Below are 26,605 nucleotides of genomic sequence, written 5' to 3'. Positions count from 1 at the left end.
GGAGAACAGTCCATGGCTACAGCAGCCAACCAGATCGGTCGCGTTACCCAGGTCACGGGCGCCGTGGTCGACGTGCAGTTCGAAGGCCACCTTCCGGCGATTCTGAACGCGCTCGAGACCAAGAACGGCGGCAACCGCCTGGTGCTCGAAGTCGCGCAGCATCTCGGCGAATCGACCGTCCGCACCATCGCGATGGACATCACCGAGGGCCTCGTGCGCGGCCAGGAAGTGACCGACACCGGCGAACCGATCCGGGTGCCGGTCGGCGAAGGCACGCTGGGCCGCATCATCAACGTCATCGGCGAGCCGATCGATGAAGCCGGCCCGATCAAGTCCGACGGCCTGCGCGCCATCCATCAGGAAGCGCCGACCTATACCGACCAGTCGACCGAAGCCGAAATTCTCGTCACCGGCATCAAGGTCGTCGATCTTCTTGCTCCGTACGCGAAGGGCGGCAAGATCGGTCTGTTCGGCGGCGCCGGCGTCGGCAAGACCGTGCTGATTCAGGAGCTGATCAACAACGTCGCGAAGGCGCACGGCGGTTACTCCGTGTTCGCCGGCGTCGGCGAGCGCACCCGCGAGGGCAACGACCTCTATCACGAGTTCATCGAATCGAAGGTCAACGCCGATCCGCACAATCCGGATCCGAGCGTGAAGTCGAAGTGCGCACTGGTGTTCGGCCAGATGAACGAACCGCCGGGCGCCCGCGCCCGCGTCGGTCTGACCGGTCTGACCGTCGCCGAGCACTTCCGCGACCAGGGCCAGGACGTGCTGTTCTTCGTCGACAACATCTTCCGCTTCACCCAGGCGGGCTCGGAAGTGTCGGCGCTGCTCGGTCGTATTCCTTCGGCGGTGGGTTATCAGCCGACGCTCGCGACCGACATGGGCGCGCTGCAGGAGCGCATCACCACCACCCAGAAGGGCTCGATCACCTCGGTGCAGGCGATCTACGTGCCGGCCGACGACTTGACCGACCCGGCGCCCGCCACCTCGTTCGCGCACTTGGACGCCACAACGGTGCTGTCGCGCGCGATCTCGGAAAAGGGCATCTATCCGGCGGTGGACCCGCTCGACTCGACCTCGCGCATGCTGTCAGCGCTCGTCGTCGGTGACGAGCACTACAACACCGCGCGTATGGTCCAGCAGATCCTGCAACGCTACAAGTCGCTGCAGGACATCATCGCCATTCTCGGCATGGACGAACTGTCGGAAGAGGACAAGCTGACGGTGGCCCGCGCCCGCAAGGTCGAGCGCTTCCTGTCGCAGCCGTTCCACGTCGCCGAAGTCTTCACCGGCTCGCCCGGCAAGTTCGTCGACCTCGCCGACACCATCAAGGGCTTCCGCGATCTCTGCCAGGGCAAGTACGACCATCTGCCGGAAGCGGCGTTCTACATGGTCGGCACCATCGAAGAAGCCGTCGAGAAGGGCAAGAAGCTGGCGGCTGAAGCCGCCTAAAGCTTTGGGATGTCGTCATCGCCGGACTTGATCCGGCGATCCATCGCACGCGAAGTATTTTGACTGATGGACCCGCGGGTCGAGCCCGCGGGTGAGCGCGCAAAGAACGGAAAGACCATGGCCACCTTCCACTTCGATCTCGTCTCTCCCGAAAAGCTCGCCTTCTCCGGCGAGGTCGATCAGGTTGACGTCCCCGGCGTGGAGGGTGATTTCGGTGTGCTCGCCGGACACGCTCCGGTCATCGCCACGGTTCGTCCGGGCATCCTGACGATCACGGCGGCCGGCAAGCGCGAGAAGGTGATCGTGCTCGGCGGCCTTGCCGAGGTCTCGGACAAGGGCCTCACCGTGCTCGCCGACGTCGCGACCGCGCTTGCGGACATCGATCGCGCGAAGTTCGCCGAGACGATCAACGAGATGCAGGAGAAGCTCGCCGAGAAGGAGGGCTCCGAGCTCGACCACGCGATCGAGCGGCTCGACCACTTCAAGAGCATCCAGCAAGAGCTCAACACGACGGCTATGCACTAGGGCGCGGTTGCTGACCGGCGATCGCGCCTTTGCGTCGAGTGAGCCGACCCCCTTAGTGGAATAGCTCACGTTTTTTTTTCGATCATCGCCTGCAAAGGCTTGAATAATTCAACGCTCGCCACGCCCTGGCGAGCGTTCAATGCTTATTGCGCGCGGGATCGTCTGGCGGCATTCTCCCCGGCATATCTTCCGGGGCTGATATTCATGAAGCGCAGGTCGCAGCGATCCTCGCGGCCGATATTGCAAGTCAGAGCCGATTGGTTGCCGACGATGAGGAAGAGACGCTGCGGCGGCTCGCCTCTTCTCGACAAGCCGGCATCTTCGCGGTCGGCCTGAACGAACGACCTGCAAATATGTGAAGCAGTTTACAGCAGGGATCGTGCACAAATGACAAGCTGCAGCGCGATGACGATTTGGCCCGACCGCATCGCGATTTCATTCCTGACATAACGGACAAGCTGCCGTGCTGACTTTCTCCACCGATGCTCTCCGCCCGCAGGACCGTTTCGAGCACTGGTGCGAGGTGCGGGGCAAGAGCCTGTTCGGGGTCACGATCGAACTCGAGCGCGACAAGAGGGCCGATTTCCGCGGGCGCTTCTCCGCGACGCCGGTGGGTAGTGCCGTGCTGGCGCAAATGTCGGCCTCCTCCTACCGCGTCAGTCGGACCTCATCCGACATCGCGCGCGTTCCGAGCAACAGCCTGCATCTCGCCTGGCAGGTGCGCGGCCCCGGCCACATGAATATCGGCCGCGATCGCGTCCAGTTCGTGCGCAACGGCGACCTGGTGTTCGGCCATTCCAATCTTCCGTTCGCCTCGACACCCGAACGGACCGATGGCTTTGACTTCTTCAGCCTCAAGATTCCCGTCACCGACGAGCTCGTGCTCGGCGCGCGGATCGAGGACGCGCCGCCGGTCGCGCTGGCGCGCGATGCGAGCCTGACCCGGCTTGTCGGCGCCATGTTCCGCTCGATGACGCGAGATCTTGCGCAAGCCGGGCAGTTCGCCGGCGACGTTGCGCATATGGTCCGCCTGGCGTTGCTCGCGCGCGGCCGCGTGCGGCCACGCCAGGACGAAATCCGTGCCGCGCTGCATGCGGGCTACCTGCATGCCGCGCGCGAAATTCTGCTCCGCGACCTGCATCGCGCCTCGCTCACGCCGGCCGCGGTCGCCGCCGAGCTCGGCATCTCGCTGCGGCAATTGCATGCGCTGTTCGAGCCGACCGGCCTGTCCTTTGCGCGGACGCTGACGGCGGCAAGGTTGAAGGCGGCGAGGCGTGCGCTCTACGCCATAAGGGAGCGCAGCATCGACGAGATCGCGTTCTCGTACGGCTTCGACAGCATCGCGACCTTCTATCGCGTCTTCCGTTCGACCTACGGCATGACGCCGGGCGACGCGCGGCGCATTCCGCCGCAGGATCAGCCGGCGAATCCCGCGAACCGGGTCGCGACCGCGCGATAAACGTCGCGGCGGAACGGCACCACGAGATCGGCAACGCGATCGAGGCGCTCCCAGCGCCATCGATCGAATTCAGCAGGCTGGCCGTTGCGCGGCGTCAATGGATCGATCTCCTCGTCGCGCCCGGTGAAGCGCAGCGCAAACCATTTCTGCCGTTGGCCGCGGAATTTGGCCAGCCGGTGCGATGCCGGCCCGTCATAGGCGGGGAATTCGTAGGTCATCCAGTCGGTCTCGCCGAGATAGTCGGCATTGACCGCCCCGGTCTCCTCCCACAATTCGCGCATCACGGCCTGGCGCGGATCCTCGCCGGCGTCGATGCCGCCCTGCGGCATCTGCCATTCGAGGCCGGGCAACACGATCTCCGGACCGTCGTCCTTGATCCGGTGGCCGATCAGCACGCGTCCGTCGGCGTTGAACAGCGCGATGCCCACATTGGGGCGATAAGGCTTATCTGATGACATCTCGGTGGCTACGTCGCGCGTCTACCCGGTCGGCTACTTGGCTGCCAGACCGGCAAATTCCTTCACGACGCGCTCATAGACCGGACGCTTGAACGGCACAATCAGCTCCGGCAGATTCTTCATCGGCTCCCAGCGCCAGGTGATGAACTCGGCCTTGTGGCCGCCGCCCGGATTGGCGACGTTGATTTCGTTCTCATCGCCGGTGAAGCGCAGCGCGAACCACTTTTGCCGCTGTCCGCGATAGCGGCCCTTCCAGGCGCGGCCCGCAACGGTGCGCGGGATATCGTAGATCAGCCAGTCCGAGACCTCGCCGAGCTTCTCCACGGACTTGATGCTGGTCTCCTCATAGAGCTCGCGCCGCGCGGCCTGAAACGTATCCTCGCCGGGATCGACGCCGCCTTGCGGCATCTGCCAGACATGCGCGTCGTCGACATGCTCGATGCCGCCTGCACGGCGTCCGATGAAAACCAGCCCCGCTGTATTCAGCAGCATGATGCCGACGCAGGTTCGATAGGGCAGGTCTTCATAACGTGCCATGCTGCCGCTACCTCGCACAGTTCCGGCGCCGCCCGACCCGGCCCCCCGGCAAGGTCTCGCGCAACACCAAAGGATTGATCTTTAGCCCGATTTTGATTTCAGCATCGCCGTTGTCAATGGCACAAGCATAATGCCCTTGGAGTCCAGTGTCTTGAGCCAGGCCCCGAGCCGCTCGATCGAGACCGGCAACGCCGAGGCGACGCCCACCGCCGTGCCGCGTTCCTTGGCGATCGTTTCCAGCTTGACCAGCGCGCGGTCGATTTCCGCCGACGTTGGCACCGCGTCGATGGCGAAATCGGCCTTGGCGAACGGCAATGACTGGCCCGCGGAGAGGGTCTGCGCGACGCTACGCGGGGTGGAACCGTCGTCGAAATAGCTCAGGCCGCGCTTGGCCGCTTCGCGGACGATGGGCTGCATTACGGGATCGGCCGCGACGAACCGGCCTCCCATGAAATTGGCGATCCCGGCATAGCCTTGCAGGCGGCTCAGGTGCCAATAGAAGCGGTCGAGGTTCTGCTCGCTGCTCAGCGTGGTCAGCAAGGTTTGCGGCCCGGGATCGTTGTCGGGATAGTCGAACGGCTCCATCGGGATCTGCAGCAGGATCTCGTGGCGCTGGGTCCGGGCGCGTTCCGCAAGCTTGCCCGGATCGGAGCCATAGGGCGTGAAGGCCAGCGTCACCGCCGGCGGCAGCTTCATGATGGCGTCGGTGGTCTTGGCGGCGCCGACGCCGAGGCCCGCGACCACGATGGCGACCACGGGCATGCGGGCGGCCTTGGCGCGGTCAGCCTCGGCCGCGTAAACCGTAAACGGCTTCAGGCCGTCGGCGACCACCGGGATCATGCCATAGCGTGACTTTTCCAGCAGGCGCGGATCGATGCCGGTCATCGCGAGTGGCGGCGTATCGCCATCGGCCTTGTCGGCCGGATCGCCGGCGCCGATCACCACGTCCTGGCGCTTGCCGCTGGAGCCGTCGATGATGGTGACGGTTCTCGCGTCGCTGGCTGCGGCCGGCGCCTTGGCGGCGGATTTGGCCGCCGGTTCGGCCGCCGCCTGGGCAGCCGGAGCGTGCTTGTCGTCAGCGGCGGCGGGCGGGGGATTGCGGAGCGTGACACGGGCGATCGGCTCGCCGCCGAGCGGGTTGTCGTTGAACAGCGCGATGCCGACAAAGCCGACCAGCACGAGCCCGAGCAGCACGGCGAGCGCCTGCATCGCCGTGAATGGCAGGCGAAAACGGCGCGTCCTGCCCACGGTCGTCTGCCCAAGCGGCGTGCTCAGTTCGTCGGCCGCCTCTGCCATGACCCTCCCCGAATCAACAGCGCGAACGATAGCACGATGCGGTGCATTCCCGCGCGCCGGCCTGCCCGTCAAAGCACGGTTACGGGTGGACACACCGAAAGCAGAAAGGGCGGCCCGCGGGCCGCCCTGTTCGCCGAATCGATCGGATTAAATCAGTTCGCGGCCTTGTTGCCCGGCTTGTCGACCGCGGCCTTGTCGCGCGCAGCCTCCGGCGCCGCTGGCGCGCTCGAGGTCGACTTGATGCCGTGCAGAAGGTCATCGGCCATCTTCAGCGCCTTGTCGTCCTTGGCGTCCGGCGGGACATAGGACTGCGAGCCGGTCTTCTCGTCGCCGTCAAGTCGGATCGTAGCCATGTCGTTCTGTGAGCCAAGGAGTTGCCAGACATATTTGTCTTCCTAAGACCGCTTGGCCTCCGACTTGGCACGATGCCCTTGGCCTGGATCGACTTGCCCGACGGCGTGTAGTAGCGCGCGGTGGTCAGGCGCAGCGCGCCATTGCCCGAGCCGAGCGGGATGATGGTCTGCACCGAGCCCTTGCCGAACGAACGGGTGCCGACCAGCGTCGCCCGCTTGTGGTCCTGCAGCGCGCCGGCGACGATTTCGGAGGCCGATGCCGAGCCGCCGTTGATCAGCACGATCACCGGCTTGCCCTTGGTCAGGTCGCCCGGATGGGCGGCGCGGCGCTGGGTTTCCTCGGCATTGCGTCCGCGGGTCGAGACGATCTCGCCACGCTCCAGGAAGGAGTCGGACACCGTGACCGCTTCTTCGAGCAGGCCGCCGGGGTTGTTGCGGAGATCGATGACGTAGCCCTTCAGCTTGTCGCCGATCTGGCCCTGCAGATTGGTGATCTCCTTCTTCAGGCCTTCGGTGGTCTGTTCGTTGAAGGTGGTGATGCGGATATAGGCGATGTCATCGGCCTCGACGCGCGCGCGCACCGAGCGGACGCGGATGTTGTCGCGCACCAGCGTGACGTCGATCGGATTGTCCTGGCCCTTGCGGATGATCTTGAGCTTGATCTTGGTGTTGACCGGACCGCGCATCTTCTCGACGGCCTGGTTCAAGGTCAGGCCCTGCACGGCCTCGTCGTCGAGGGTCGTGATGATGTCGTTGGCCATGATGCCGGCCTTCGAGGCCGGGGTGTCGTCGATCGGCGAGACCACCTTGATCAGGCCGTCTTCCATCGTAACTTCGATGCCGAGGCCGCCGAACTCGCCGCGGGTCTGCACCTGCATGTCGCGGAAGCTCTTGGCGTCCATGTAGCTCGAGTGCGGGTCGAGGCCGGACAGCATGCCGGAGATCGCGGATTCGACCAGCTTGCTGTCATCGGGCTTCTCGACATAGTCGCTGCGCACCCGCTCGAACACGTCGCCGAACAGATTGAGCTGGCGATAGGTGTCCGACGTCGCGGCACGCGCGCTCGATCCCATCAGCACAGCGCGGGGCTGCGTGACGAAAAGCGTCAGGGCCGCGCCGGTGGCGGCGCTAAGGAGAATTACCGAAGTCTTGCGCATCATCCGCGAACCTTTTCGCCTTCATTTGCGGCCCACCATGGACCTGGATCGATTGGAGTGCCGTCTTTCCGGAACTCGACATAGAGCACTGGCTGGCTCGCATTGGTGGCGAGAATGGATGCAACTTGGGACGTCGACCCCATGGTCGCAACCGGCTCCCCCGTAAGTACAAACTGGCCGATGTTTACCGAAATACGCTCCATCCCGGCGATCAGGACATGATACCCGCCCCCGGCATTGAGGATCAAGAGTTGTCCATAGCTGCGGAAAGGACCAGCGTAAACAACCCAGCCGTCACACGGGGTTGTGACCTGCGCGCCCGGCTTGGCTGCCAAAGAAATGCCTTTTTGTACGCCCCCCGCGCCGTCGGAACCGCCAAATTCGCGAATCTTGGTGCCATTCACGGGATAGGAGAACAGGCCTTTGGCCGAGGCGAAAGCGACCGCCGGGCTCATGCGGGCCGGGTCCTTCAGCGCCCCCAGATTCGGCTTGCCGTTAACCGTCGCCGGCGCTCCCTGGAGGCTGGCCGTGGCGGCGGCCTTGGCCGCGCTCTTGAGGTCCTGCTCCATCTTGGCGATCAGGCTCTGCAGATTGTCGGCCTGCTTCGACAGCGCGATGGCGCGGGCGCCTTCGGCCTCCATGTCCTTTTCGGCCGCGCTCTGCTGCCGCTGCCGTTCGTCGACCAGCGCCGCCAGCCGGGTCTGGTCTTCCCTCAGCTTGTCGCGGTCGGCCGCCAGCGCATCGCGTTCGGTCGAGATGGTCTTGCGCAGCGCCACCAGTTCGCCGAGATCGGCCGCAAGCTTCTCGGCGCGGACGCGCAATTCCGGCACCACGGCGCCGAGCAGCATCGCGGTGCGCAGCGATTGCAGCGCGTCCTCGGGCCGCACCAGCAGCGCCGGCGGCGTGCGCCGCCCGGCGCGCTGCAGCGCGGCCAGCACCTCGATCACCTCGGAGCGGCGTGAATCGAGCGAGGCGCGGATTTCGCGCTCACGGCCGTCGAGCGGCTGCAGGCGCGCCTCGGCGTCCGCGGTCCGGGTCTCGACGCCGCGCACCTGGCCGGCAATGTCGATCAGCTGCTGATTGAGCTTGCTGCGGTCCTGGCCGATCGCGGCGATATCGGCCTTCAGCTTCTCCTGCAGCTCGGTCGCCTTGCGCTGCTGCTCGCGCGCGGCCTCGAGTTCCTGCTCGCGCTGCTTGATCGCATCGGGCGATGTCTCTGCTGTCGCGGCCTGCTGTGCGGGCGGCGCGGGCTGTTGTGCTGATGGTGTCGCTTGCGCATGCACCGCGGCCAGCGGATAGGCGGCGAACATCGCGATCGACAGCGGCAGCGATGCCGGCAACCGGCGGCGGCGCGCGGTGCCGACATGCGAAGCCGAATACGAAGCTGTGTCCCGCTTGTGCTGCATTCGCGTGAGTTCAGCGCTTTCGACTGTCCGTCACCACGCCTTACGCGCGATGATAGGGGTGGCCGGCCAAAATGGTCGCGGCGCGATAAATCTGTTCCAAAAGCATGACGCGGACCATTTGATGCGGCCAGGTCGCGGAGCCGAATGCAATTCGCAACAAAGCCTTGCGCTGCAATTCAGGCGAAAGTCCGTCCGCGCCGCCGATCACGAAGACAGTATGTGCTGTTCCCTCGTCGCGCCAGCGGCCGAGCTGCCGGGCAAAGCTCGCGCTGTCGATGCTCTTGCCGCGTTCGTCGAGCGCGACCAGCGCGTGCTTCTCAGGCAGCAGCGCCGAGATCGCCGCAGCTTCTTCGGCAATCCGCGCGGCGGTGTCGCGCGCGCGGCTTTCCGCGATCTCATGGACGTCGAGGCCGCGAAACCCGAGCTTGCGGCCGATATCCTCGAAGCGCTCGCGGTAACGCTCGGCGAGCTCCCGTTCAGGGCCCTGTTTCAGACGGCCGATGCAGATCACGACAAGGCGCATCAACGCAGACTAGCTGCGCTGCAGCCGATTCGCATCGGCTACGATACCCCTTAGACCGCCGCGACCGCCGGGTTCTGAGTCCACAACCGTTCGAGATTGTAGAACTCGCGCACCTCAGGCCTGAACACATGCACGATCACGTCGCCGGAATCGATCAGCACCCAGTCGCAATTGGGCAAGCCCTCGACATGGATGTTCCTGATCCCGTTCTCCTTGAGGCTCTTCGTCACATTTTCCGCGATCGCGCCAACGTGCCGGTTCACACGGCCCGTGGTGACGATCATGTAGTCGGAATATGCGGATTTGCCCCGAAGGTCGATGGTGACCGTCTCTTCCGCCTTCATGTCCTCGAGGCGGGAGAGGATCAGGCTCAGCGTCTTGTTGGCATCCGGTTTGTCGGCGTCCGGTTGCGCCTGCAAGGCCGCGGTTTTCGTCGATGTTTTACGCGCAGTCTTTGGAACCTTGGGTAAAACAGACTTTGACAATACAGATGTGGCCAGGGACCATTCCTTTCACTGTATCGCGGGTGCCGAATCCTCGGCCCCACGCACCATACTACGCATGTGGGGTTAATGGTTTCAATATTCCAGTAACCCTTTTGCGCCTCATCCCGTTCTCCAGCTCCCGTCCGGGTTCCGAAGTCCGGTCGAAGACAGATTGGATTTCATTCCTGTCAGGAACACCCAGGCCGGCGCCTGCTGGTCGGCCAGCCGTGTCGCCTGATTTTCGGGCATGCGATAGCGCGCGAGCGCCTGCGCCGCCGGTGCGGCAAGGGCGCGGAAGCTTTGCGGCGGACGGTCGATCACGGCAATCGGCACATCGGACGCGATGCGCCGCCAATCTTTCCAGCGATGAAATTGCGCGAGATTGTCAGCGCCCATGATCCAGACGAAGTGCACGCCGGAGACACGGCGGCGCAAGTGGATGATCGTGTCCACAGTGTAGCTGACGCCAATGACAGCTTCGAGACAGCTGATGTCGATGCGCGGATCGTCGGCAACGCGGCGCGCGGCCTCGGCGCGCTCGGCAAGCGCGTGCAGGCCGTCATGGTTCTTCAGCGGATTGCCCGGCGTCAGCAGCCACCACACGCGGTCGAGCTGCAGGCGCTTGAGCGCAAACAGGCTGATGGCGCGATGCGCGGCGTGCGGCGGATTGAACGAGCCGCCAAGCAGCCCGATGCGCATGCCGTTGGTATAGAACGGAAGCGCCTGGGCTGCGGATAACGACACGCTCGATGCTTGCTGCAATGGCTTACCGTGCGCGTGCGACAATGATCACGGCCGCGTCTGCCCGGTGCCGTGGACGCGGTACTTGAAGCTCGTCAGCTGCTCGGCGCCGACGGGCCCGCGGGCGTGGAATTTGCCGGTGGCAATTCCGATCTCCGCGCCGAAGCCGAACTCGCCGCCGTCGGCGAACTGGGTCGAGGCGTTATGCAGCACGATCGCCGAATCGACTTCGTTGAGAAATCTTCGCGCGGCCGCGGCATCCTCCGTCACGATCGCATCGGTGTGGTGCGAGCCGTGATTTTGAATATGCGCAATCGCTTCGTCGAGACCGTCGACGATCTTCGCCGAGATGATCGCGTCCTCATATTCGGTGTCCCAGTCCTCGTCGGATGCGGGCTTCACCCTCGCATCGACGCCCTGCACGACGTCGTCGCCGCGCACCTCGCAGCCTGCATCGATCAACAGCTCGACCAGCGGTTTCAGCTGCGTCCCGGCAGCCTTGCGATCGACCAGCAGGGTCTCGACGGCGCCGCAGACGCCGGGACGGCGCATCTTGGCGTTCAGTACGACCGACTTTGCCATGTCGAGCTTCGCACTGGCATCGACGTAGATGTGGTTGACGCCTTCGAGATGCGCGAACACCGGCACGCGTGCCTCCGCCTCGACGCGTGCGACGAGGCTCTTGCCGCCGCGCGGCACGATCACATCGATGCCGCCGTTCAATCCCGTCAGCATCAGGCCGACGGCCGCGCGGTCGCGGGTCGGCACCAGGGTGATCGCGGCCTCAGGCAGGCCGGCTTCGCGCAGGCCCTGCACCAGGCAAGCATGGATCGCGCGGCAGGAGCGGAAACTGTCCGAGCCGCCGCGCAGGATCACGGCGTTGCCGGACTTCAGGCACAGCACACCGGCGTCGGCGGCGACGTTGGGGCGGCTCTCGAAGATCACGCCGATCACGCCGAGCGGCACGCGGACGCGTTCGATGGTCATGCCGTTCGGCCGCTGCCAGCTTTCGGTGACGGCGCCGACCGGATCGATGATCTCGCGCACGGTCGCAACGCCATCGGCCATGCCGGCGACGCGCGCCTGGGTCAGCGTCAGGCGGTCGACGAAGGCAGAGCTCATGCCGCCCGCGCGCGCCTCGGCGACATCCTCCGCATTGGCGGCGAGGATGGCCGGCGCGTTGGCGCGGATCGCGCGTTCGATCGCGGCGAGCGCCCGGTCCTTCTGCTCCGGCGGCGCCAGCGCCAGCACGCGCGCCGCGGCGCGCGCCTTGGCGGCGAGGTCGGTCATCAGGGCAGTAAGATCGGCGTTGCCGTCGATCGCCTTCAGGGGGGCGCTCATGAAACTACCAGCTTTGGACTAAGGCCATGTTCTAGCATGGCAATTGAAGGGTGGCGAGGCGCGGAACCGGCATGGCAGGTGGGCGGCAGGCCGCCCCGCTCGGCCAATGGCCTATCCAGTGGCTTATTTGGGCGGGATCGTGCCGGCCGGGCCGATCACGAGGTCGTCGCGATGGATCATCTCGGAGCGGCCGCTGATGCCCAGAATGGCCATCACGTCGGGCGAGGAGCGGCCCTTGATCTTCTCGGCGTTCTCGGCGTCGTAGGCGACCAGGCCGCGGCCGATCTCATGGGTGTCGGGGCCGCGGACCACCACGGCATCGCCGCGGGCGAACTGGCCGTCGACCCGGATCACGCCGGCCGGCAGCAGGCTCTTGCCGGCGCGCAGCGCCGCCACCGCGCCGGCATCGATGGTCAGCGTGCCCTTCGGCTCGAGCGAGCCAGCGATCCAGCGTTTTCGCGCGGTGACGGGATTGGCGGGCGTCAGGAACCAGGTGCAGCGGCCGCCATCGGCGATCGCAGCAAGCGGATGCTCGATCTTGCCGGACGCGATCAGCATGTGGGTGCCGGCGGTGGTCGCGATCTTCGCGGCCTCGATCTTGGTGGTCATGCCGCCGCGCGACAGCTCCGAGCCTGCCGAGCCGGCCATCCCCTCGATCTCCGAGGTGATGCTTTCGACCACCGGGATCAGCTTGGCGTCGGGATCGAGCGCGGGCGGCGCGGTGTAGAGGCCGTCGATATCGGACAGCAGGATCAGAAGATCGGCGCTCGCCATGGTGGCGACGCGCGCGGCGAGGCGATCATTGTCGCCGTAGCGGATCTCGGTGGTCGCGACCGTGTCGTTCTCGTTGATCACGGGCACCGCGCCCCATTCCAGCAGCTTGGCGATCGTCGAGCGCGCGTTGAGATAGCGGCGGCGCTCCTCGGTGTCCTGCAGCGTCACCAGGATCTGCCCGGCGCCGATGTCGTGATGGCCGAGCACCTCCGACCAGATCCGCGCCAGCGCGATCTGGCCGACCGCTGCGGCAGCCTGGCTCTCTTCGAGCTTCAGCGGGCCGCGCGGCAGCTTCAGGCGGCTGCGGCCGAGTGCGATCGAGCCCGACGACACCACCATGACCTCGCAGCCCCGCTTGTGCAGCTTTGCGATGTCCTCGACCAGCGCGGCGAGCCAGGACGCGCGCACTTCGCCGGCCTGCGAGTCGACCAGCAGCGATGAGCCGACCTTGACGACGATGCGGCGAAAGTTCTTGAGCGCGGGGCGTTTCATGGATTTGGTCTGGCAGGAAGGTGGAAGCAATAGACGCCACAATGTGGCTTGGGAAGTCCAGGCGTTGCGCGGCTTGTGCCGTTCAACCCTGCGGCACCGGCGTCGCCCACGGGTCCGCCTGGCCCTTGGCCTTGTTGGACACCGGCGCTTCGCCGATCACGTCGACCAGCGCGCGCAGCGCATCCTGCACGCCTTCGCCGGTCGCGCCTGACAACAGCAGCGGCGTCTTCTTCGCCGCCCGCTTGAGGCGTTCCTTCTGCTTCTTCAGTTCGTCGGGCGCGACCGCGTCGATCTTGTTGAGCGCGACGATCTCGATCTTGTCGGCGAGCTGGCCTTCATATGCCTCGAGCTCGGTACGCACAGTCTTGTAGGCCTTGCCAGCATGCTCGCAGGTCGCATCGACCAGATGCAGCAGCACGCGGCAGCGCTCGACATGGCCGAGGAAGCGGTCGCCGAGGCCGGCGCCTTCATGCGCGCCTTCGATCAGGCCGGGGATGTCGGCGAGCACGAACTCGCGGCCGCCGAAATTCACCACGCCAAGCTGCGGATGCAGCGTGGTGAACGGATAGTCGGCGATCTTCGGCCGTGCCGCGCTGACCACCGAGAGGAAGGTCGATTTGCCGGCATTGGGCAGGCCGACCAGCCCGGCATCGGCGATCAGCTTCAGCCGCAGCCAGATCCAGCGCTCTTCGCCCGGCGCGCCGGGATTGGCGTTGCGCGGGGCGCGATTGGTGGAGGATTTGAAATGTGCGTTGCCGAAGCCGCCATTGCCGCCCTTGGCCAGCACGAAGGTCTCGCCGAGCTCGGTGAAGTCGTGCAGCAGGGTCTCGCGGTCCTCGTCGAACACCTGGGTGCCAACCGGCACTTTCAGCACGATCGACTTGCCGTTGGCGCCATGGCGGTCCTTGCCCATGCCATTGCCGCCCTTAGGGGCCTTGAAGTGCTGCTGGTAGCGGTAGTCGATCAGCGTGTTCAGCCCGTCGACGGACTCGATGATGACGTCGCCGCCGCGGCCGCCATTGCCGCCGGAGGGACCGCCGAACTCGATGAACTTCTCGCGCCGGAACGCGACGCAGCCATTGCCGCCGTCGCCCGAGCGAATATAGACCTTGGCTTCATCGAGGAATTTCATGGTTTTCAACTATAGCGTTTTCAAGCGAAGTGGTCGCCGGTTCGCGTGAAGAAAACGCGTCAAAACGAGAATCGAGAGTGCACCGGTTCTGATCTCATCAGGACCGGTGTGCTCTAGTTAGGGCAGGGTGGCCGCGGCGGCAACCCGGAAAGGCCCTGACTTCAGCGAAAAGCCTTAATTTTCGGGCCTTTTTACGGCCCAAGCTCCTTGTTTGAGCATGATCTTATCGGAAAACCGCTTCACACTTTTCCGGATCATGCTCCTAGCTGGGCCGCCGCCGGACCAGGAATTTCTGCATCCCCTCTAGCACCAGCTCGCGGCGCTGGTTGTGCACGGTCGAGCGCAGCGTCACGACGCCGGTGGTCTTGCCCGGTGACAGCTCGATCACCTCCAGCGCGGGGTAGATGGTGTCGCCGGCATAGACCGGTTTCAGGAACTTGCTCGATTGCTCGAGGAAGCCGATCAGCGATTCCTCCACGACATAGGGAAACAATCCGGCGCCGGGCGCGGTGTGCACCAGGGTCTGGAAGCCGTGGGCGAGCAAATCAGGCATGCCGCGCGTGCGGCAATACTCGACGTCGTAATGGATCGGATGGGTATCGCCGCTGGCGGTCTGGAACGCCGCGAACACGGCCGAGGTCTGGGTCCGGCTCGGAATCACGAAGCGCTCGCCGAGCACGAAATCCTCGAACCAGCGCTGCGCGGGGACCATGCGATGCTGGGTGGGGTCGAAGTCGCTCATGCGGCGTTTCCTGCTCTTTTTGTTGCCGGGATCAGCTACCGGTATCGCAGCGACGCAGGTGCGGCAATCCGTTCAATTCGTCATGCCCGGGCTTGTCCCGGGCATCCACGTCTTTAAAACCGGACGACTCGGGAACAAAAGCGCAAGTCTACTCATGAGCCTGTTCGCAAAACTGTCCTCCTACGACGACCGATCGGCGCGGCTCGCCGGCATCGGGTTGATGCTGCTGTCGATCTTCATGTTCTCGTTCGGCGACGCGATGGGCAAATTCATCGTCGCCACCTATTCGGTCGGGCAATTGCTGTGGCTGCGCGCCTGCGCGGCGCTGCTCGTGCTGCTGCCGATCGTGTGGCAGCGGCGCGCGGATTTCCTGCATCTGGAGCGGCCGTGGCTGCAATTGCTGCGCGTCACGCTGTCGACGCTGGAGGTTGCGGCATTCTTCCTGGCGACCGTCTATCTGCCGCTCGCCGACGTCATCACCTATTATCTGGCCGGACCGATCTTCGTCACCGCGATGTCGGGCCTCGTGCTCGGCGAGCATATCGGCTGGCGGCGCTGGACCGCGATCCTGGTCGGCTTCTGCGGAGTGCTGATCGCGCTCCGGCCGTCGGCGCAGACGATCAGCTGGCCGGCGATGATCGCGCTTGGCGGCAGCCTGTCGTTTGCGGTGCTGATGCTGATCACGCGCTCGCTGCGCGCGACGCCCGATATCGTGCTGGCGACGTCGCAATTCGGCGGCACGTTCATCCTGGGCCTCGTGCTCTCGCCGTTCGGCTGGGTGACGCCGTCAGCCGGCAGCCTCGTGCTGTTCTTCACCGCCGGCATCATCTCGGTCGCGGCGCTGCTTTGCGTCAATCGTTCGCTGAAGCTCGCGCCGGCGAGCGTGGTGGTGCCGTACCAGTATTCGATGATCGTCTGGGCGGTGATCTTCGGCTTCGTGGTGTTCGGCGACGTGCCGTCCTGGGCCACCATCATCGGCGCCGCTGTTATCATCGCGGCCGGCCTCTACATCTTCGTGCGCGAGCAGCAGCTCGGACGCCCGGACTCCGCGGTGAACCCGCCGGCGTAAGGTTGTTCGACAAATTCCGTCATTGCGAGCGAAGCGAAGCAATCCATGGCGCCACAAGCGGAGAGATGGATTGCTTCGTCGCTTTGCTCCTCGCAATGACGGGGGCTAGCTCTCCCGCCGGATCGAGTTGTTCCAGCTCTTCAGCGACGCCCAGACGCCGCGCGACAGGCGGAAGCAGTCGACCGGGCTCGAGGAGCCCAGCGCCTCGAAGCGGTGCAGCTCGACGCCGCCCCACTGGAAGCCGCACTTCTCGAGGATGTTGCGCGACGACGGGTTGACGACGCGGGCGCCCGAGATCAGCTGGTCGAGATCGAATTCCTCGAAGAAATAGTCGATCACCGCGCGCGCGGCCTCGGTGCCAAAACCCTGGCCCCAATAGTCGACGCCGAGCCAGTAGCCGAGTTCGGCCGATGTCTCCTCGCGCCAGTCGATGCCGACCATGCCGATCGGCGTGTGATTATTCTCGATCAGGAAAACGGTTTCGCGTCCGCCGGCGCCGAGCGCGCGCACGAAGTCGATGGCGTCGTCGTGGGTATAGGGATGCGGCAGGCGGCGGGTGTTCTCCGCGATGCGGCGGTCGTTGGCGAGGCGTGCGATTGCTTTTACGTCCGCGAGCGTCGGCTTGCGCAATGTCAGCCGTTCGGTCTCGAGGACGCATGCTCTTGCCTCGCGCAAGGTCGGCGTCGGGATGTCCTGCAACATGTCGAGCTCCTGTGATGCGAAAAATCGTTACGCAACGCTTGGAACGTCACGCGCGGTCGAAGTGGAACGCGCGCAACAAAAAGGGGAGGCCGGTCATCCCGCCTCCCCTTGGAGCCCTTTGCGACTCCGCCGGTTCAACAGGACCCGGCGGACTCATGTGTGTCCACCGTCTACTCGGCCGCCTCTGCCATCGGAATAACCGATACGAATGTGCGGCCGTTGGCTTTGGCACGGAACTCGACATGACCCTCGACCTTGGCGAAGAGAGTATGATCGGTGCCCATGCCTACATTAAGGCCGGGATGCCAGGTGGTGCCGCGCTGACGCGCGATGATGTTTCCGGGGATCACGCGCTCGCCACCGAACGCCTTGATGCCAAGGCGCTTGCCTTTGGAATCACGCCCGTTGCGCGATGAACCGCCTGCTTTTTTGTGAGCCATGGCTCGTCTCCGACTTCGCTTTGATCTCTAGATCAATTCCTTGACGGAATCATTTCACGTTTTGTCACGCTTCACATCTGAAAGCGCGACGATCACTTCTTCTCAAGCCTTGGCCGCGGCCTTCTTGGCCGGAGCCTTCTTGGCGGCCGGCGCCTTTGCGGGCGCCTTCTTCTTGGCCGCCTTCGGCGCTGCGTCCTCGCCATCGGCGGGCGCTGCGACCTTTTCCTTCTTCGGCCGCGGGCCGACGGTCGGCTTGGCGTTATCGGCGAGAATCTCGGTGATGCGAAGCACCGTGAGCTCGTCGCGATAGCCGCGCTTGCGGCGTGAATTCTTGCGGCGACGCTTCTTGAACGCGATCACCTTGGCGCCGCGCTTGTGCTGCAGCACTTCGGCCGCAACGGTGGCGCCTGCCACGGTGGGCGTTCCCAGCACCGGCGTGTCACCGCCGAGCACCAGAACTTCGCCTAGCTGCACGATCGTGCCGACATCGCCGGCGATCTTGCCAATCTCGAGTACATCATTCGGAACGACACGGTACTGCCGGCCGCCGGTTTTGATGACTGCGAACATCGTTTGATTCCTTCGTGTTCGGTTCCGGCCTCGGACGGATCGCCCGGGTCGGCTTTTTGTTCAGTCGCTATGGGTTATGTGTTTCGCGCGAAGGGAATGAATTCCCAAACTGGATCGCACAAAAACGATCGGCGCGAGAAATCCCCGCGCCGGATGGGCGGACTTATAGCCGCAAACCGCGGAGAGTCAAGGTAAAGCAGGGCAAAAACCGGCCAAAAATGAAGGGTTTGGCGTGGTTTTGGTCCCGGATCGGCCCTCAGGCCGCGGTTTGCGTGGCGGCCCGCGCGTGACGACGGATGGCCTGCGGCGGCTGGCCCAGCACCCGCAAGAACGCCCGCCGCATCCGTTCGCGGTCGGCAAAGCCGGTCTCACCAGCAATTTCGTCCATCGAATGGCGGCCGTCACCGATCAATTCGCGCGCCGCCTCGACCCGGAGCTGCTCGATCGCCTTGGCCGGCGACTGGCCGGTCTCTGAACGGAAGGCGCGGCTGAACTGGCGCGGGCTGAGCCTTGCGACGGCGGCCAACTCCTCGACCGAGAGCTCGTTGCGCAGATGCGCCTTGGCGTAATTGAGCGCGTTCTGGATACGATCGGATTTCGGGTCGAGCTCGAGCAGCGCCGAAAACTGCGACTGTCCGCCGGTGCGGCGGTGATAGACGACGAGCTTGCGCGCCACCGAACGGGCGACCTCGAGGCCGAGGTCATGCTCGACCATCGCCAGCGCCAGATCGATCGTCGCGGTCATGCCGGCCGAGGTCCAGATCGGCCCGTCGACGATGTAGATGCGGTCCTGCTCGACCTTGAGCCCGGGGAATCGTGCCTGCAATTCGGGGGCGAATTGCCAGTGCGTGGAGACGCGCCGGCCGTCGAGCAGGCCGGCTTCAGCCAGCGAGAAGGCACCGATGCAGGGCGCGGCGATCCGCTGCGATGTCCTCATGGCGCGTCGCATGTAGTCGATCAACTTCGCCGACGCCGGATGAAGCTCGTGGCCGGCGCCGATGAACACCGTGTCGAAGCTGCGATCGCCAAAGGCTTCGGTTTCGACATTGAAGCCGGCGGATGACCGCACCGGGCCGCCAGTCTCCGACAGCAGCGTGACCTCATAGAACGGCTCGCCCGCGATCAGGTTGGCGACCTCGAAGGCAGTGATGGCGGTGAAGCCCATCACCTGGAATTCCGGGAAGACGACGAAGCCGATGTGCTGCATGGAACCCTCCAACGACATGCGTGTCCTAAAAAGGTGTATATATGACATTTGAGACATACAAGGGGGCCTGTACAACCTGAGCAGCGGCCAAGACCGGCCGCCCAGGTCAAACAGGAGACCAACATGACCAAGTCAGCCAAGGGAACGGCGCTCGTTACCGGTGCGTCGTCCGGAATCGGTGCCCTCTACGCGGACCGGCTCGCACGGCGTGGCTACGATCTGATCCTCGTCGCACGCAACCGCGAGCGCCTCGATGGGCTTGCCAGGCGTCTGTCGGCGGAGACAGGCCGATCGATCGAGATCGTTGCCGCCGACCTCGCCAAGCGCGGCGACGTGTCGCGGATCGAGTCCATTCTGCGCAGCAACGCCGGCATCAGCGTGCTGGTGAACAATGCCGGTGTCGGTGCGACCGCGCCGCTGCTCGCATCCGATGTCGACAAGATGAGCGACTTGATCGCGCTCAATGTCGACGCGCTGATGCGCCTGACCTATGCGGCGGTGCCGGGATTCGTGGCGCGCGGCGGCGGTACCATCGTCAACATCGCCTCGGTGGTCGGCGTCGCGCCGGAGATGCTCAACGGCGTGTACGGCGGCAGCAAGGCTTTCGTCCTCGCCTTGACGCAGTCGCTGCAGCATGAGCTCAAGGACAAGAACATCCGGGTCCAGGCGGTGCTGCCGGGGGCCACCGCGACCGAGTTCTGGGACGTGGCCGGTACGCCGGTCGCGCATCTGCCCGGCGAGATCGTGATGAAGGCCGAGGACATGGTCGACGCCGCACTCGCCGGTCTCGACCAGGGCGAAGTCATCACCGTGCCGTCGCTGCCGGAGGCTGCCGATTGGCAAGCCTATGAAACGGCCCGCCAGAGGCTGATGCCGAACCTGTCACGCAGTGCGCCCGCGGCGCGCTACGGGGTGAAAGCCGCCTGAGACCCGCGAAATTGCGTCCCGCGCCGGCCAGACGGCGCAGCGCGGGACGCAACCATTTGAGTTCCCCGCCGTTAGAGCATGATCCGGAAAAGTGTGAAGCGGTTTTCCGAAAAGATCATGCTCCAACATTGGCGTTGGGAACCTCAAGCGGGCAGGCACGGGCGAATGGCCGAAGACGCAGGATTGACCACGGGCATCGCGCACCACGGTGCCGCGCGGCTGCCGTCTGTCGACATCGACAGCTTCAACATCGAGCTGAAGGACGACGAGGGCTTTCTCGGCGATCGCGCCTCCAAGGGCGCCTTCCGCAAGATCCTCGACCGCTGGCGCAAGCCGCTGCGCAAGTCGGACGAGGATCCGTTCGGCGACGAGCCGTCGGACAAGATCAGCAAGAAGAAGCTCGATGAGCTGCTGGTCGGCGACGACACCGAGGCCTCCGCGGTCGTGCACAGCGCGATCGAGGAGTTTGCCCAGGAGCTCGCCTATGTGACGCGGCGCTTCCTCAACACCAAGGCCTGGGCCAAGACCGAGCGCATCGTGGTCGGCGGCGGCTTCCGCGACTCCAGGCTCGGTGAGCTCGCCATCGCGCGCACCGAGATCATCCTGAAGTCGGAGGATTTCAAGGTGGATTTGCTGCCGATCCGCTTTCACCCCGACGATGCCGGGCTGATCGGCACGCTGCACCTCGCGCCATCGTGGATCTTCGAGGCCCATGACGGCGTCCTCGCCGTCGACATCGGCGGCACCAATATCCGCTGCGGCGTGGTCGAGACGCGCTGGAAGAAGGCGCCCGATCTCTCCAAGGCGGCAGTCTGGAAATCGGAGCTGTGGCGCCACGCCGATGACGAGCCGACGCGCGAGGGCGCGGTGAAGCGGCTGGTGAAGATGCTGAAGGAGTTGATTGCCGCCGCCGAGAAGGAGAATCTCAAGCTCGCGCCGTTCATCGGCATCGCCTGTCCCGGCGTCATCAATGAGGACGGATCGATCGAAAAGGGGGCGCAGAACCTGCCCGGCAATTGGGAGAGCAGCAAATTCAACTTGCCGGCGAGCCTGGTCGAGGCGATCCCGCAGATCGGTGATCATGACACCGCGATCGTGATGCATAATGACGGCGTGGTGCAGGGGCTGGCCGAGGTCCCGTTCATGCAGGATGTCGCACGCTGGGGCGTGCTGACGATCGGAACCGGGCTTGGCAATGCCCGCTACACCAATCGCAAGCGGGACAACGGCAAGGACGAGAAGAAGGCCGAGAAGAAAGACAAGGACGACGAGAACGAAAAGAACGAGAAAAAGGCCAAAAAAGCCAGGAAGGCCGATGCGTGAGCCGCGCGGGCTGCAGCGTTCGTGCGCGCTCCATCCGGGCTACGGTCTGCCTTCTCCTTCCCCCTGAAAGGGGGAAGGTCGGGATGGGGGTCAGCCGCAGGCGATGCTGCTTACGGAGAGAGCAGATCCCCACCCGCTTTGCTCTGGCGAGCAAAGCGACCTCCCCTTTCCAAGGGGAGGTAAGCATGTGTAGCCCGGATGCAGCAAAGCGAAATCCGGGGCACCTTCATCCGCAGATCCAGCGGCCCCGGATTACGCGCGGTAAGGTTGATCGGTTAGGTTAAGATCGGGTTCGCGTTGCCGATCCAGCGCCGGCCGCTACCGTGGCCCGTGTCGCTCCCGCCGACCGGCGAAGCCGCACTTCCCGGCCAGCAATATTAAGAAGCGGCACGGGACCGCCAGTTTTTGTCGCGTCCTGGCGGTCCCACCACTTCTACTTCCAATTGATCCGCTCGAAGAAGCCGGCGATCTCGGCGGCCGCGCGGTCGGGGTCCTCGCGATGCGGGAAATGCCCGACATCGGGAAACATCTCGAGGTCCAGATCGGAGAAGGTCTCGCCCAGCCGGTCGGTCCAGGCATAGGGAAACAGCGGGTCGTGCTCGGCCCAGCGGATGCAGGTCGGAACATCGATCCGCGGCAGCGCCGGGGCTTCGCCCTGCATCATCCTCACGCGCCCCGCATGTGACGCGCGATAATGCGCAAAGCCGCCGGCGAGGTTGCCGGGCTTGAAGAAATTGTCGGCGAAATCCTCGATGACGTCGTCGAACGCAGCCTTGCGGTGCGACCAGTTGTGCAGGAAATGACCGATATAGGTGCGGCAGCTGTCTCTGTTGGCGCCGACCAGCGCGGGCGCCATCTCCATCTGGTGGAACGACTGGTACCAGATGTGGTTCAGCCGGTCGGGCGCGGCCATCCGCGGCCCGATGCCGGGATAGACGAAATCGAAGAAAAACAATCCGGCGATGCGCTCGGGCGCCTTGCGGGCGAGTGGCTGCATCACGGCGCCACCGACGTCGTGGCCGACAACGCCGGCCTTGTCGACGCCGAGCGCGTCCAGCAGCGCCAGCATGTCGTCGGTATGCTGATCGGGGCCATAGGCGCCGTGCGGCTTGTCGCTGTCGCCGAAGCCGCGCAGGTCGGGGGCGATCAGGGTGTAGCGGCCGGCGAGGCGCGCCATCACCGGCTTCCAGGTCAGCCAGAATTCCGGCCAGCCGTGCAACAGCAGCAGCGGCCTCCCAGTGCCGGTCCGCGCGACGTGGAACGCCGCACCATTGGCTCGAATCGTCACATGCTCCATGGCCCGCTCCTGCTCCGGCTGGTTCGCTCGCGCGCCGATCGAACCAGAACCGTTCCGCTAGCGCTTTGTTTCCGCGCGCTTTCTCCCGCCGCTCCGGTGCTTTGACGGGACGAGGCGGCAGTGACGGAAATATTATTGCAGCGCCTTGTCTGTCCCGCCATCCTCGCCTAGAACACGCCCCGACCGCGGGTGGCGCAAATCACCCGGGCCACTGGAGAGGTGGCAGAGTGGTTGAATGCACCGCACTCGAAATGCGGCATAGGTGCAAGCCTATCGGGGGTTCGAATCCCTCCCTCTCCGCCACCCTTCGCCTGCCGGGCTTCGGGTGGCAGGCTACCCTTTCGGACCAGGGCGAAGGGTGTCTCCCGAAGCTTCGGAGAAGCGTAGGCAATGCCCCCTGACATTCCAACGATCTCGACCGCTCGCCTGATGCTTCGTGCGCAGGTTGTCCATGACTTCCCCGCCTGCCAGGCGTTCATGGCTTCGTCCCGGTCCGCCGGCACGGGCGGTCCGTTCCGGGTATTGGACGTGTTGGAGCTCTCTCAACCCGAGATAACCGCTACCCGGCCTCTGGACAGTGATGCAACCTGCCCTTCGCGGTCGTCCCTCGGGAGTGCGCCCTCGAGGCCGAACGTTGTGGCAAGTCCTCTAACACCAGCAGGCGTCACGACGAGCGCGCGGCTATCCCGGACATGCTCAACCCAATCGTGCTCGAGAGCGTGATGAAGGATGGCAGCGCCGAGCGCCCCGGCCAGATGCGGCCGGCGCTCGCTCCAGTCAAGACAGGGGCGACAGAACACCCGGCGCTTGGAGGCGAGGCGAAGATCGACGCCTAACTCATCGAAGAATGACCGACCAGCATCGGTGAGTTGTCCACCATCCTCGTCGAGCAGAATGAACGACTGTTGGACCAGCCGGTCGGCGATTGCGACGGCGATACGGCCGGCCATGTGGTCATAGCACGTCCGCGCGTGTCGGAGCGTCTCTCCGCCGCGCCAGAGATTGCGCTGCCGGGCGGGGCCGTCCTGCGCCACCACCATGAGACCTTCCAGCACGCGTGCGACGTGCGGAGAGGCCAAGCGAAAATATCGTCGTCGGCCCTGCTTTGCGAGCGCAAGCAATCCGGCGTCGCTGAGTTTCGCAAGATGGCCACTCGCTGTCTGCGGCGCCACGCCAGACACATAGGCGAGCTCCGAGGCGGTCAACGTTCGGCCATCCATCAGCGCACTGAGCATGTTGGCGCGCGCCGGATCGCCGATGAGTGCCGCGACTTGGGCGATCTTGGGTCCCGTATCCATGTGTTTCTCCTACGCCGATGAGAACGCAGTGCCAAGCACGAATACTTCGGCCAAGACCGTAGTGTTTCTGCAAGACCGATTCAATCGCGGGACATAGGTTGTTTGGACACCACGAAACCCAAGCGAAAGGCATCGCCGCGACGGGACGAAAGATCGTCTCGCGGCTCCAAGTATTCGATTGGCATCGAATGATAACCGCAAAACGGGCTGGTCTGGGCCATCAAAATCTCACAGACAACCGAGTGTGATCAATGCAAACAACTTCGCTCAACACAAGGCAGCCGGAACAAGCCGGCTCTGACAGCGCGTCATCCCGTTCGCCTCTTGCCGCGGCGCTGGCGCTTGCAGCCACGAGCCTCGGCCTCGGCGTCGTGCAGTTGGATATCACCATCGTTAATACAGCGCTGAGCAGCATCAGCACCTCGCTCGGCGGCAGCGTGGCCGAGCTGCAATGGGTGGTGACCGCCTATACCGTCGCATTCGCTGCCTTCATTTTGACCGCTGGCGCGCTCGGTGATCGCGTTGGCGCCAAACGGATATTTATAGGGGGCTTCGCAATCTTCACGTTGGCTTCGCTCGCCTGCGCCTTGGCTCCGTCCGCGATGTTCCTGATCGCTGCTCGCTCCGTGCAGGGCCTGGCGGCGGCAATCCTGGTGCCGAACTCGCTGACGCTACTCAATCACGCCTATACCGATCCGAAGGCGCGCGGCCGCGCGGTCGGCTTCTGGGCCGCAGGTGCGAGCGTCGCACTGACTGCGGGGCCGCTAGTTGGCGGCGCGCTGATCGCGCTGGTCGGCTGGCGTGCGATCTTTCTTGTCAACTTGCCGATCGGCGCCGCCGGCCTCTGGCTCGCCTGGCGTTACGCCGAGGAGACGCCGCGGCTCGCGCAGCGTGAGATCGATCTGCCGGGACAGATCGCGGCGATTGCAACCCTCGGCACGCTGGCCGGCGCCCTGATCGAGGGCGGCGCGCTGGGCTGGAGCCATCCGCTCGTCATCATGGGCTTCGCGGGGGCGGCCGTAATCGGACTCCTGTTCGTATGGCGCGAGGCGCGCGCGCCGCAACCGATGCTGCCGCTGTCGCTGTTCCGCCATCGCATGTTCGCGCTGACCGCCCTGGTCGGGCTTCTCTTCAACATCGCCTTCTACGGCCTGATCTTCGTACTCAGTCTCTACTTCCAGAACGTCAATGGCTGGTCGCCGTTCGCAACGGGCCTCGCCTTCGTGCCCATGATGGCCATGGTGCTACCCGCCAACCTGATCACCGCGTCGGTCAGCGAGCGCCTCGGCGCGCCGCAAACCATTGCGTTGGCTTGTATGATTACCGCCGCGGGCTGCGTTGCGCTGCTGCCTATGGCCTCAGGAACCAGCTACGGGGCGATCGGCGCTCAGCTGCTCATCCTCGGCGGCGGGCTCGGCCTGCTCGTGCCGTCCTTGACCTCGACGCTGCTCGGCAGTGTCGAGAAGTCGCGATCCGGCATCGCCGCCGGTGTATTGAACGCGACGCGGCAGGCCGGCAGCGTGCTTGGCGTTGCCCTGTTCGGCTCGCTGGTCGCAGGGAACAACGCGTTCATGGCAGGCGTGCATGCCTCGCTCGTGATATCGGCCGCCGTGTTGCTCGCAGGTGCGGTCGCGATCTGGCAGGGCCGAGCAAAGGAGGGGCGATGAAGGGGGCAGGTCGGGCTCATGTGGTGATCCCGTTGAAGGACCGCTCAACCCGATCGCGAGCGCGGTAAAGATTCGGGCTGAAGCAGATCGGATTGCGGCGATTGCCTTTCGGCGGGCTCCTACGGCTGAAGCTGGAAAACCTCCATCAGGAAATCCCGAACGAATAGGTGAGCCTGATTGCTCGCAGCTTCGTTGTAGGCGAGCGTCGGATCCCTTTCGACGCAGGCATCGGCGTAGCTGAAGGGCTTCTGCGTCTCGTGGTTGAGGATCTGATGATCGTCCGCTTCTACAAGCCGGCAACGCCGCGTCGTCACGGCTCCCTTCAACGTCTGCGGGGTCCGGAGAGACGGGGCGTCGAAGACGTGATAGGCGTCGGGAAACTCGATCAGCTTGACGTCCTTGTGCGCGCCGGTCAGTCGCTCAACATAGGCGCGGCAGGGTGCCACGGGATTGTAGTTGTCCGAGCTGCCATGGAGGATGCGGATAGGCTTGTCGCTGACCTCGGTGTCACCCCGGTACGTCGTCGTGCAATCGGGATAGAAGGCGATGTGCGCCGCGAAGCGCAGGTTGTTGGCCGGACCCAGCGTCCCATACAGTCGGTTCATGGCCGAGTACAATGCCGATTGTCCACCCCTGGAGAAGCCCATCACCGCTATGCGATTCGGGTCGATTCGCGGATGCTTGGCCAACAGGTCGAGGGACCGATAGGCATCGGCAACCATGTTCAGACGACCAAGCCGCGCCTGGTCGAGGACGGTCGAAATAATTCCTCGTCCTGAAAAGCTGTCGACGGCAAATGTCGCGATACCGAGTTGGTTGAGGGCTCTCGACCACTCGTCAATCGAGCCGCCAACGCCGCCCATACCTCCCGCGCCATGGAGCAGGATAACGGCGGGCAACCTGTCAGCGCCGGCCTTCGGGATGTGCAGCTCGCCCGCGATCGTCACCGGTTGGCCGTTGCTGCGCCCCGCCAGGAAATCGGAATCAGCGAGCGTGACCGACGCAATGGGGTAGACCTCCAGGCGTGCCATCTGGGCCGTGGCCGACCCAACGATTGCCACAAGAAAAGCAAGCGCTATCGCAGACTGCTTGATCACATCCCTCTCCTGTGTCCGATCAGCCTTGATTTTGAGATGAACCCTTAGAGACCCAGAGCTGCGGCGTTGTCGCGCTCGGCCTGACGTTGCCGAACCATTGCCAGTTCTCGGCGACAGGCAGCGAACCCGGCT

26 protein-coding genes, 1 tRNA gene and 2 pseudogenes are annotated in these 26,605 nt (G+C 64.8%); 9 read left to right on the top strand and 20 right to left on the bottom strand.

What is annotated here, in order from left to right; all coding sequences use genetic code 11:
- Positions 1-12 precede the first annotated feature (12 nt).
- The 4 genes from atpD to QJT82_RS14830 all read left to right on the top strand — a co-directional run bounded on the left by atpD (position 13) and on the right by QJT82_RS14830 (position 3,439).
- A complete protein-coding gene (gene atpD / locus QJT82_RS14845) occupies positions 13-1,455 on the top strand; it encodes a F0F1 ATP synthase subunit beta (protein ID WP_016843821.1) in 1,443 nt (480 codons plus the stop codon).
- Between the two features lie 117 nt (positions 1,456-1,572).
- The gene (locus QJT82_RS14840; RefSeq protein WP_028340802.1) at positions 1,573-1,980 is read left to right on the top strand and encodes a F0F1 ATP synthase subunit epsilon; all 408 of its coding nucleotides are present in this window, start codon (positions 1,573-1,575) and stop codon (positions 1,978-1,980) included.
- A gap of 146 nt (positions 1,981-2,126) precedes the next feature.
- The gene (locus tag QJT82_RS14835; protein WP_245288722.1) at positions 2,127-2,339 is read left to right on the top strand and encodes a hypothetical protein; all 213 of its coding nucleotides are present in this window, start codon (positions 2,127-2,129) and stop codon (positions 2,337-2,339) included.
- Positions 2,340-2,443: 104 nt separating this feature from the next.
- On the top strand, positions 2,444-3,439 hold the full coding sequence (locus QJT82_RS14830; protein WP_028340801.1) for a helix-turn-helix domain-containing protein: 996 nt from the start codon (positions 2,444-2,446) through the stop codon (positions 3,437-3,439).
- Here QJT82_RS14830 and QJT82_RS14825 read toward each other — a convergent pair.
- The 12 genes and pseudogenes from QJT82_RS14825 to QJT82_RS14770 form a co-directional block, all read right to left on the bottom strand.
- Complete coding sequence (locus QJT82_RS14825) at positions 3,397-3,897, bottom strand: RNA pyrophosphohydrolase (RefSeq protein ID WP_028340800.1); 501 nt, start codon at positions 3,895-3,897, stop codon at positions 3,397-3,399. The two genes, QJT82_RS14830 and QJT82_RS14825, sit on opposite strands and share 43 nt — an antisense overlap.
- 33 nt (positions 3,898-3,930) lie before the next feature.
- A complete protein-coding gene (locus QJT82_RS14820; RefSeq protein ID WP_016843816.1) occupies positions 3,931-4,434 on the bottom strand; it encodes an RNA pyrophosphohydrolase in 504 nt (167 codons plus the stop codon).
- Positions 4,435-4,515: 81 nt separating this feature from the next.
- Positions 4,516-5,730: a divergent polysaccharide deacetylase family protein gene (locus QJT82_RS14815; protein WP_028340799.1), complete on the bottom strand. Its 1,215-nt coding sequence runs from the start codon at positions 5,728-5,730 to the stop codon at positions 4,516-4,518.
- A gap of 152 nt (positions 5,731-5,882) precedes the next feature.
- Positions 5,883-7,243, bottom strand: a pseudogene (locus QJT82_RS14810) (S41 family peptidase).
- Positions 7,240-8,646: a peptidoglycan DD-metalloendopeptidase family protein gene (locus QJT82_RS14805; protein WP_028340798.1), complete on the bottom strand. Its 1,407-nt coding sequence runs from the start codon at positions 8,644-8,646 to the stop codon at positions 7,240-7,242. Before QJT82_RS14805 ends, QJT82_RS14810 begins: the two are co-directional and overlap by 4 nt.
- 40 nt (positions 8,647-8,686) lie before the next feature.
- Positions 8,687-9,169 carry a 23S rRNA (pseudouridine(1915)-N(3))-methyltransferase RlmH gene (gene rlmH / locus QJT82_RS14800; RefSeq protein ID WP_028340797.1) on the bottom strand — a complete coding sequence of 161 codons (483 nt, stop codon included), beginning with the start codon at positions 9,167-9,169 and terminating at the stop codon, positions 8,687-8,689.
- A 50-nt stretch (positions 9,170-9,219) separates the two neighbouring features.
- Positions 9,220-9,588, bottom strand: a complete 369-nt coding sequence (gene rsfS / locus QJT82_RS14795) for a ribosome silencing factor (protein ID WP_028340796.1) — start codon at positions 9,586-9,588, stop codon at positions 9,220-9,222.
- 186 nt (positions 9,589-9,774) lie between these two features.
- The gene (locus QJT82_RS14790) at positions 9,775-10,398 is read right to left on the bottom strand and encodes a nicotinate-nucleotide adenylyltransferase (protein WP_028340795.1); all 624 of its coding nucleotides are present in this window, start codon (positions 10,396-10,398) and stop codon (positions 9,775-9,777) included.
- Positions 10,399-10,443: 45 nt separating this feature from the next.
- Positions 10,444-11,736: a glutamate-5-semialdehyde dehydrogenase gene (locus QJT82_RS14785; RefSeq protein ID WP_028340794.1), complete on the bottom strand. Its 1,293-nt coding sequence runs from the start codon at positions 11,734-11,736 to the stop codon at positions 10,444-10,446.
- A gap of 123 nt (positions 11,737-11,859) precedes the next feature.
- A complete protein-coding gene (proB, locus tag QJT82_RS14780; RefSeq protein ID WP_028340793.1) occupies positions 11,860-13,002 on the bottom strand; it encodes a glutamate 5-kinase in 1,143 nt (380 codons plus the stop codon).
- An 82-nt stretch (positions 13,003-13,084) separates the two neighbouring features.
- A complete protein-coding gene (gene obgE, locus QJT82_RS14775) occupies positions 13,085-14,134 on the bottom strand; it encodes a GTPase ObgE (RefSeq protein ID WP_028340792.1) in 1,050 nt (349 codons plus the stop codon).
- Positions 14,135-14,396: 262 nt separating this feature from the next.
- On the bottom strand, positions 14,397-14,876 hold the full coding sequence (locus tag QJT82_RS14770; protein WP_028340791.1) for a MaoC family dehydratase: 480 nt from the start codon (positions 14,874-14,876) through the stop codon (positions 14,397-14,399).
- 154 nt (positions 14,877-15,030) lie between these two features.
- On the opposite strand from QJT82_RS14770, the gene QJT82_RS14765 reads away from it, so the two are divergent.
- Positions 15,031-15,945 carry a DMT family transporter gene (locus QJT82_RS14765; protein ID WP_028340790.1) on the top strand — a complete coding sequence of 305 codons (915 nt, stop codon included), beginning with the start codon at positions 15,031-15,033 and terminating at the stop codon, positions 15,943-15,945.
- A gap of 105 nt (positions 15,946-16,050) precedes the next feature.
- On the opposite strand, the gene QJT82_RS14760 is transcribed toward QJT82_RS14765, so the two are convergent.
- The 4 genes from QJT82_RS14760 to QJT82_RS14745 form a co-directional block, all read right to left on the bottom strand.
- A complete protein-coding gene (locus QJT82_RS14760; RefSeq protein WP_028340789.1) occupies positions 16,051-16,647 on the bottom strand; it encodes a GNAT family N-acetyltransferase in 597 nt (198 codons plus the stop codon).
- 170 nt (positions 16,648-16,817) lie between these two features.
- Positions 16,818-17,087, bottom strand: a complete 270-nt coding sequence (gene rpmA / locus QJT82_RS14755; RefSeq protein WP_016847848.1) for a 50S ribosomal protein L27 — start codon at positions 17,085-17,087, stop codon at positions 16,818-16,820.
- A gap of 102 nt (positions 17,088-17,189) precedes the next feature.
- Positions 17,190-17,657, bottom strand: coding sequence for a 50S ribosomal protein L21 (gene rplU, locus QJT82_RS14750; RefSeq protein WP_028340788.1), 468 nt, complete (start codon positions 17,655-17,657; stop codon positions 17,190-17,192).
- 256 nt (positions 17,658-17,913) lie between these two features.
- Positions 17,914-18,864 carry a GlxA family transcriptional regulator gene (locus QJT82_RS14745; protein WP_028340787.1) on the bottom strand — a complete coding sequence of 317 codons (951 nt, stop codon included), beginning with the start codon at positions 18,862-18,864 and terminating at the stop codon, positions 17,914-17,916.
- A gap of 123 nt (positions 18,865-18,987) precedes the next feature.
- On the opposite strand from QJT82_RS14745, the gene QJT82_RS14740 reads away from it, so the two are divergent.
- On the top strand, positions 18,988-19,791 hold the full coding sequence (locus QJT82_RS14740) for an SDR family oxidoreductase (RefSeq protein ID WP_028340786.1): 804 nt from the start codon (positions 18,988-18,990) through the stop codon (positions 19,789-19,791).
- Positions 19,792-19,956: 165 nt separating this feature from the next.
- Complete coding sequence (locus tag QJT82_RS14735; protein WP_028340785.1) at positions 19,957-21,114, top strand: ROK family protein; 1,158 nt, start codon at positions 19,957-19,959, stop codon at positions 21,112-21,114.
- Positions 21,115-21,547: 433 nt separating this feature from the next.
- Here the strand turns inward: QJT82_RS14735 and QJT82_RS14730 are convergent, their stop codons facing one another.
- Complete coding sequence (locus QJT82_RS14730; RefSeq protein WP_028340784.1) at positions 21,548-22,411, bottom strand: alpha/beta hydrolase; 864 nt, start codon at positions 22,409-22,411, stop codon at positions 21,548-21,550.
- Positions 22,412-22,624: 213 nt separating this feature from the next.
- Between QJT82_RS14730 and QJT82_RS14725 the strand changes: the two genes are divergently transcribed.
- Positions 22,625-22,714: transfer RNA gene (locus QJT82_RS14725), tRNA-Ser, on the top strand.
- A 239-nt stretch (positions 22,715-22,953) separates the two neighbouring features.
- On the opposite strand, the gene QJT82_RS14720 is transcribed toward QJT82_RS14725, so the two are convergent.
- A complete protein-coding gene (locus tag QJT82_RS14720; protein ID WP_035632987.1) occupies positions 22,954-23,709 on the bottom strand; it encodes a helix-turn-helix transcriptional regulator in 756 nt (251 codons plus the stop codon).
- A 251-nt stretch (positions 23,710-23,960) separates the two neighbouring features.
- Between QJT82_RS14720 and QJT82_RS14715 the strand changes: the two genes are divergently transcribed.
- Positions 23,961-25,376 (top strand): MFS transporter, encoded by a 1,416-nt coding sequence (locus QJT82_RS14715; protein ID WP_028343794.1) that lies wholly within the window; start codon positions 23,961-23,963, stop codon positions 25,374-25,376.
- A 25-nt stretch (positions 25,377-25,401) separates the two neighbouring features.
- Here QJT82_RS14715 and QJT82_RS14710 read toward each other — a convergent pair.
- A pseudogene (locus QJT82_RS14710) lies at positions 25,402-25,491 on the bottom strand (IS5/IS1182 family transposase); the annotation flags it as partial.
- A gap of 4 nt (positions 25,492-25,495) precedes the next feature.
- A complete protein-coding gene (locus QJT82_RS14705; RefSeq protein WP_063607120.1) occupies positions 25,496-26,473 on the bottom strand; it encodes a dienelactone hydrolase family protein in 978 nt (325 codons plus the stop codon).
- Positions 26,474-26,605: the final 132 nt, after the last annotated feature.

This window comes from Bradyrhizobium sp. Mp19, assembly GCF_029952935.1.
Classification (GTDB): Bacteria; Pseudomonadota; Alphaproteobacteria; order Rhizobiales; family Xanthobacteraceae; genus Bradyrhizobium; species Bradyrhizobium elkanii.
This window is presented reverse-complemented; position numbering and strand designations above follow the sequence as displayed.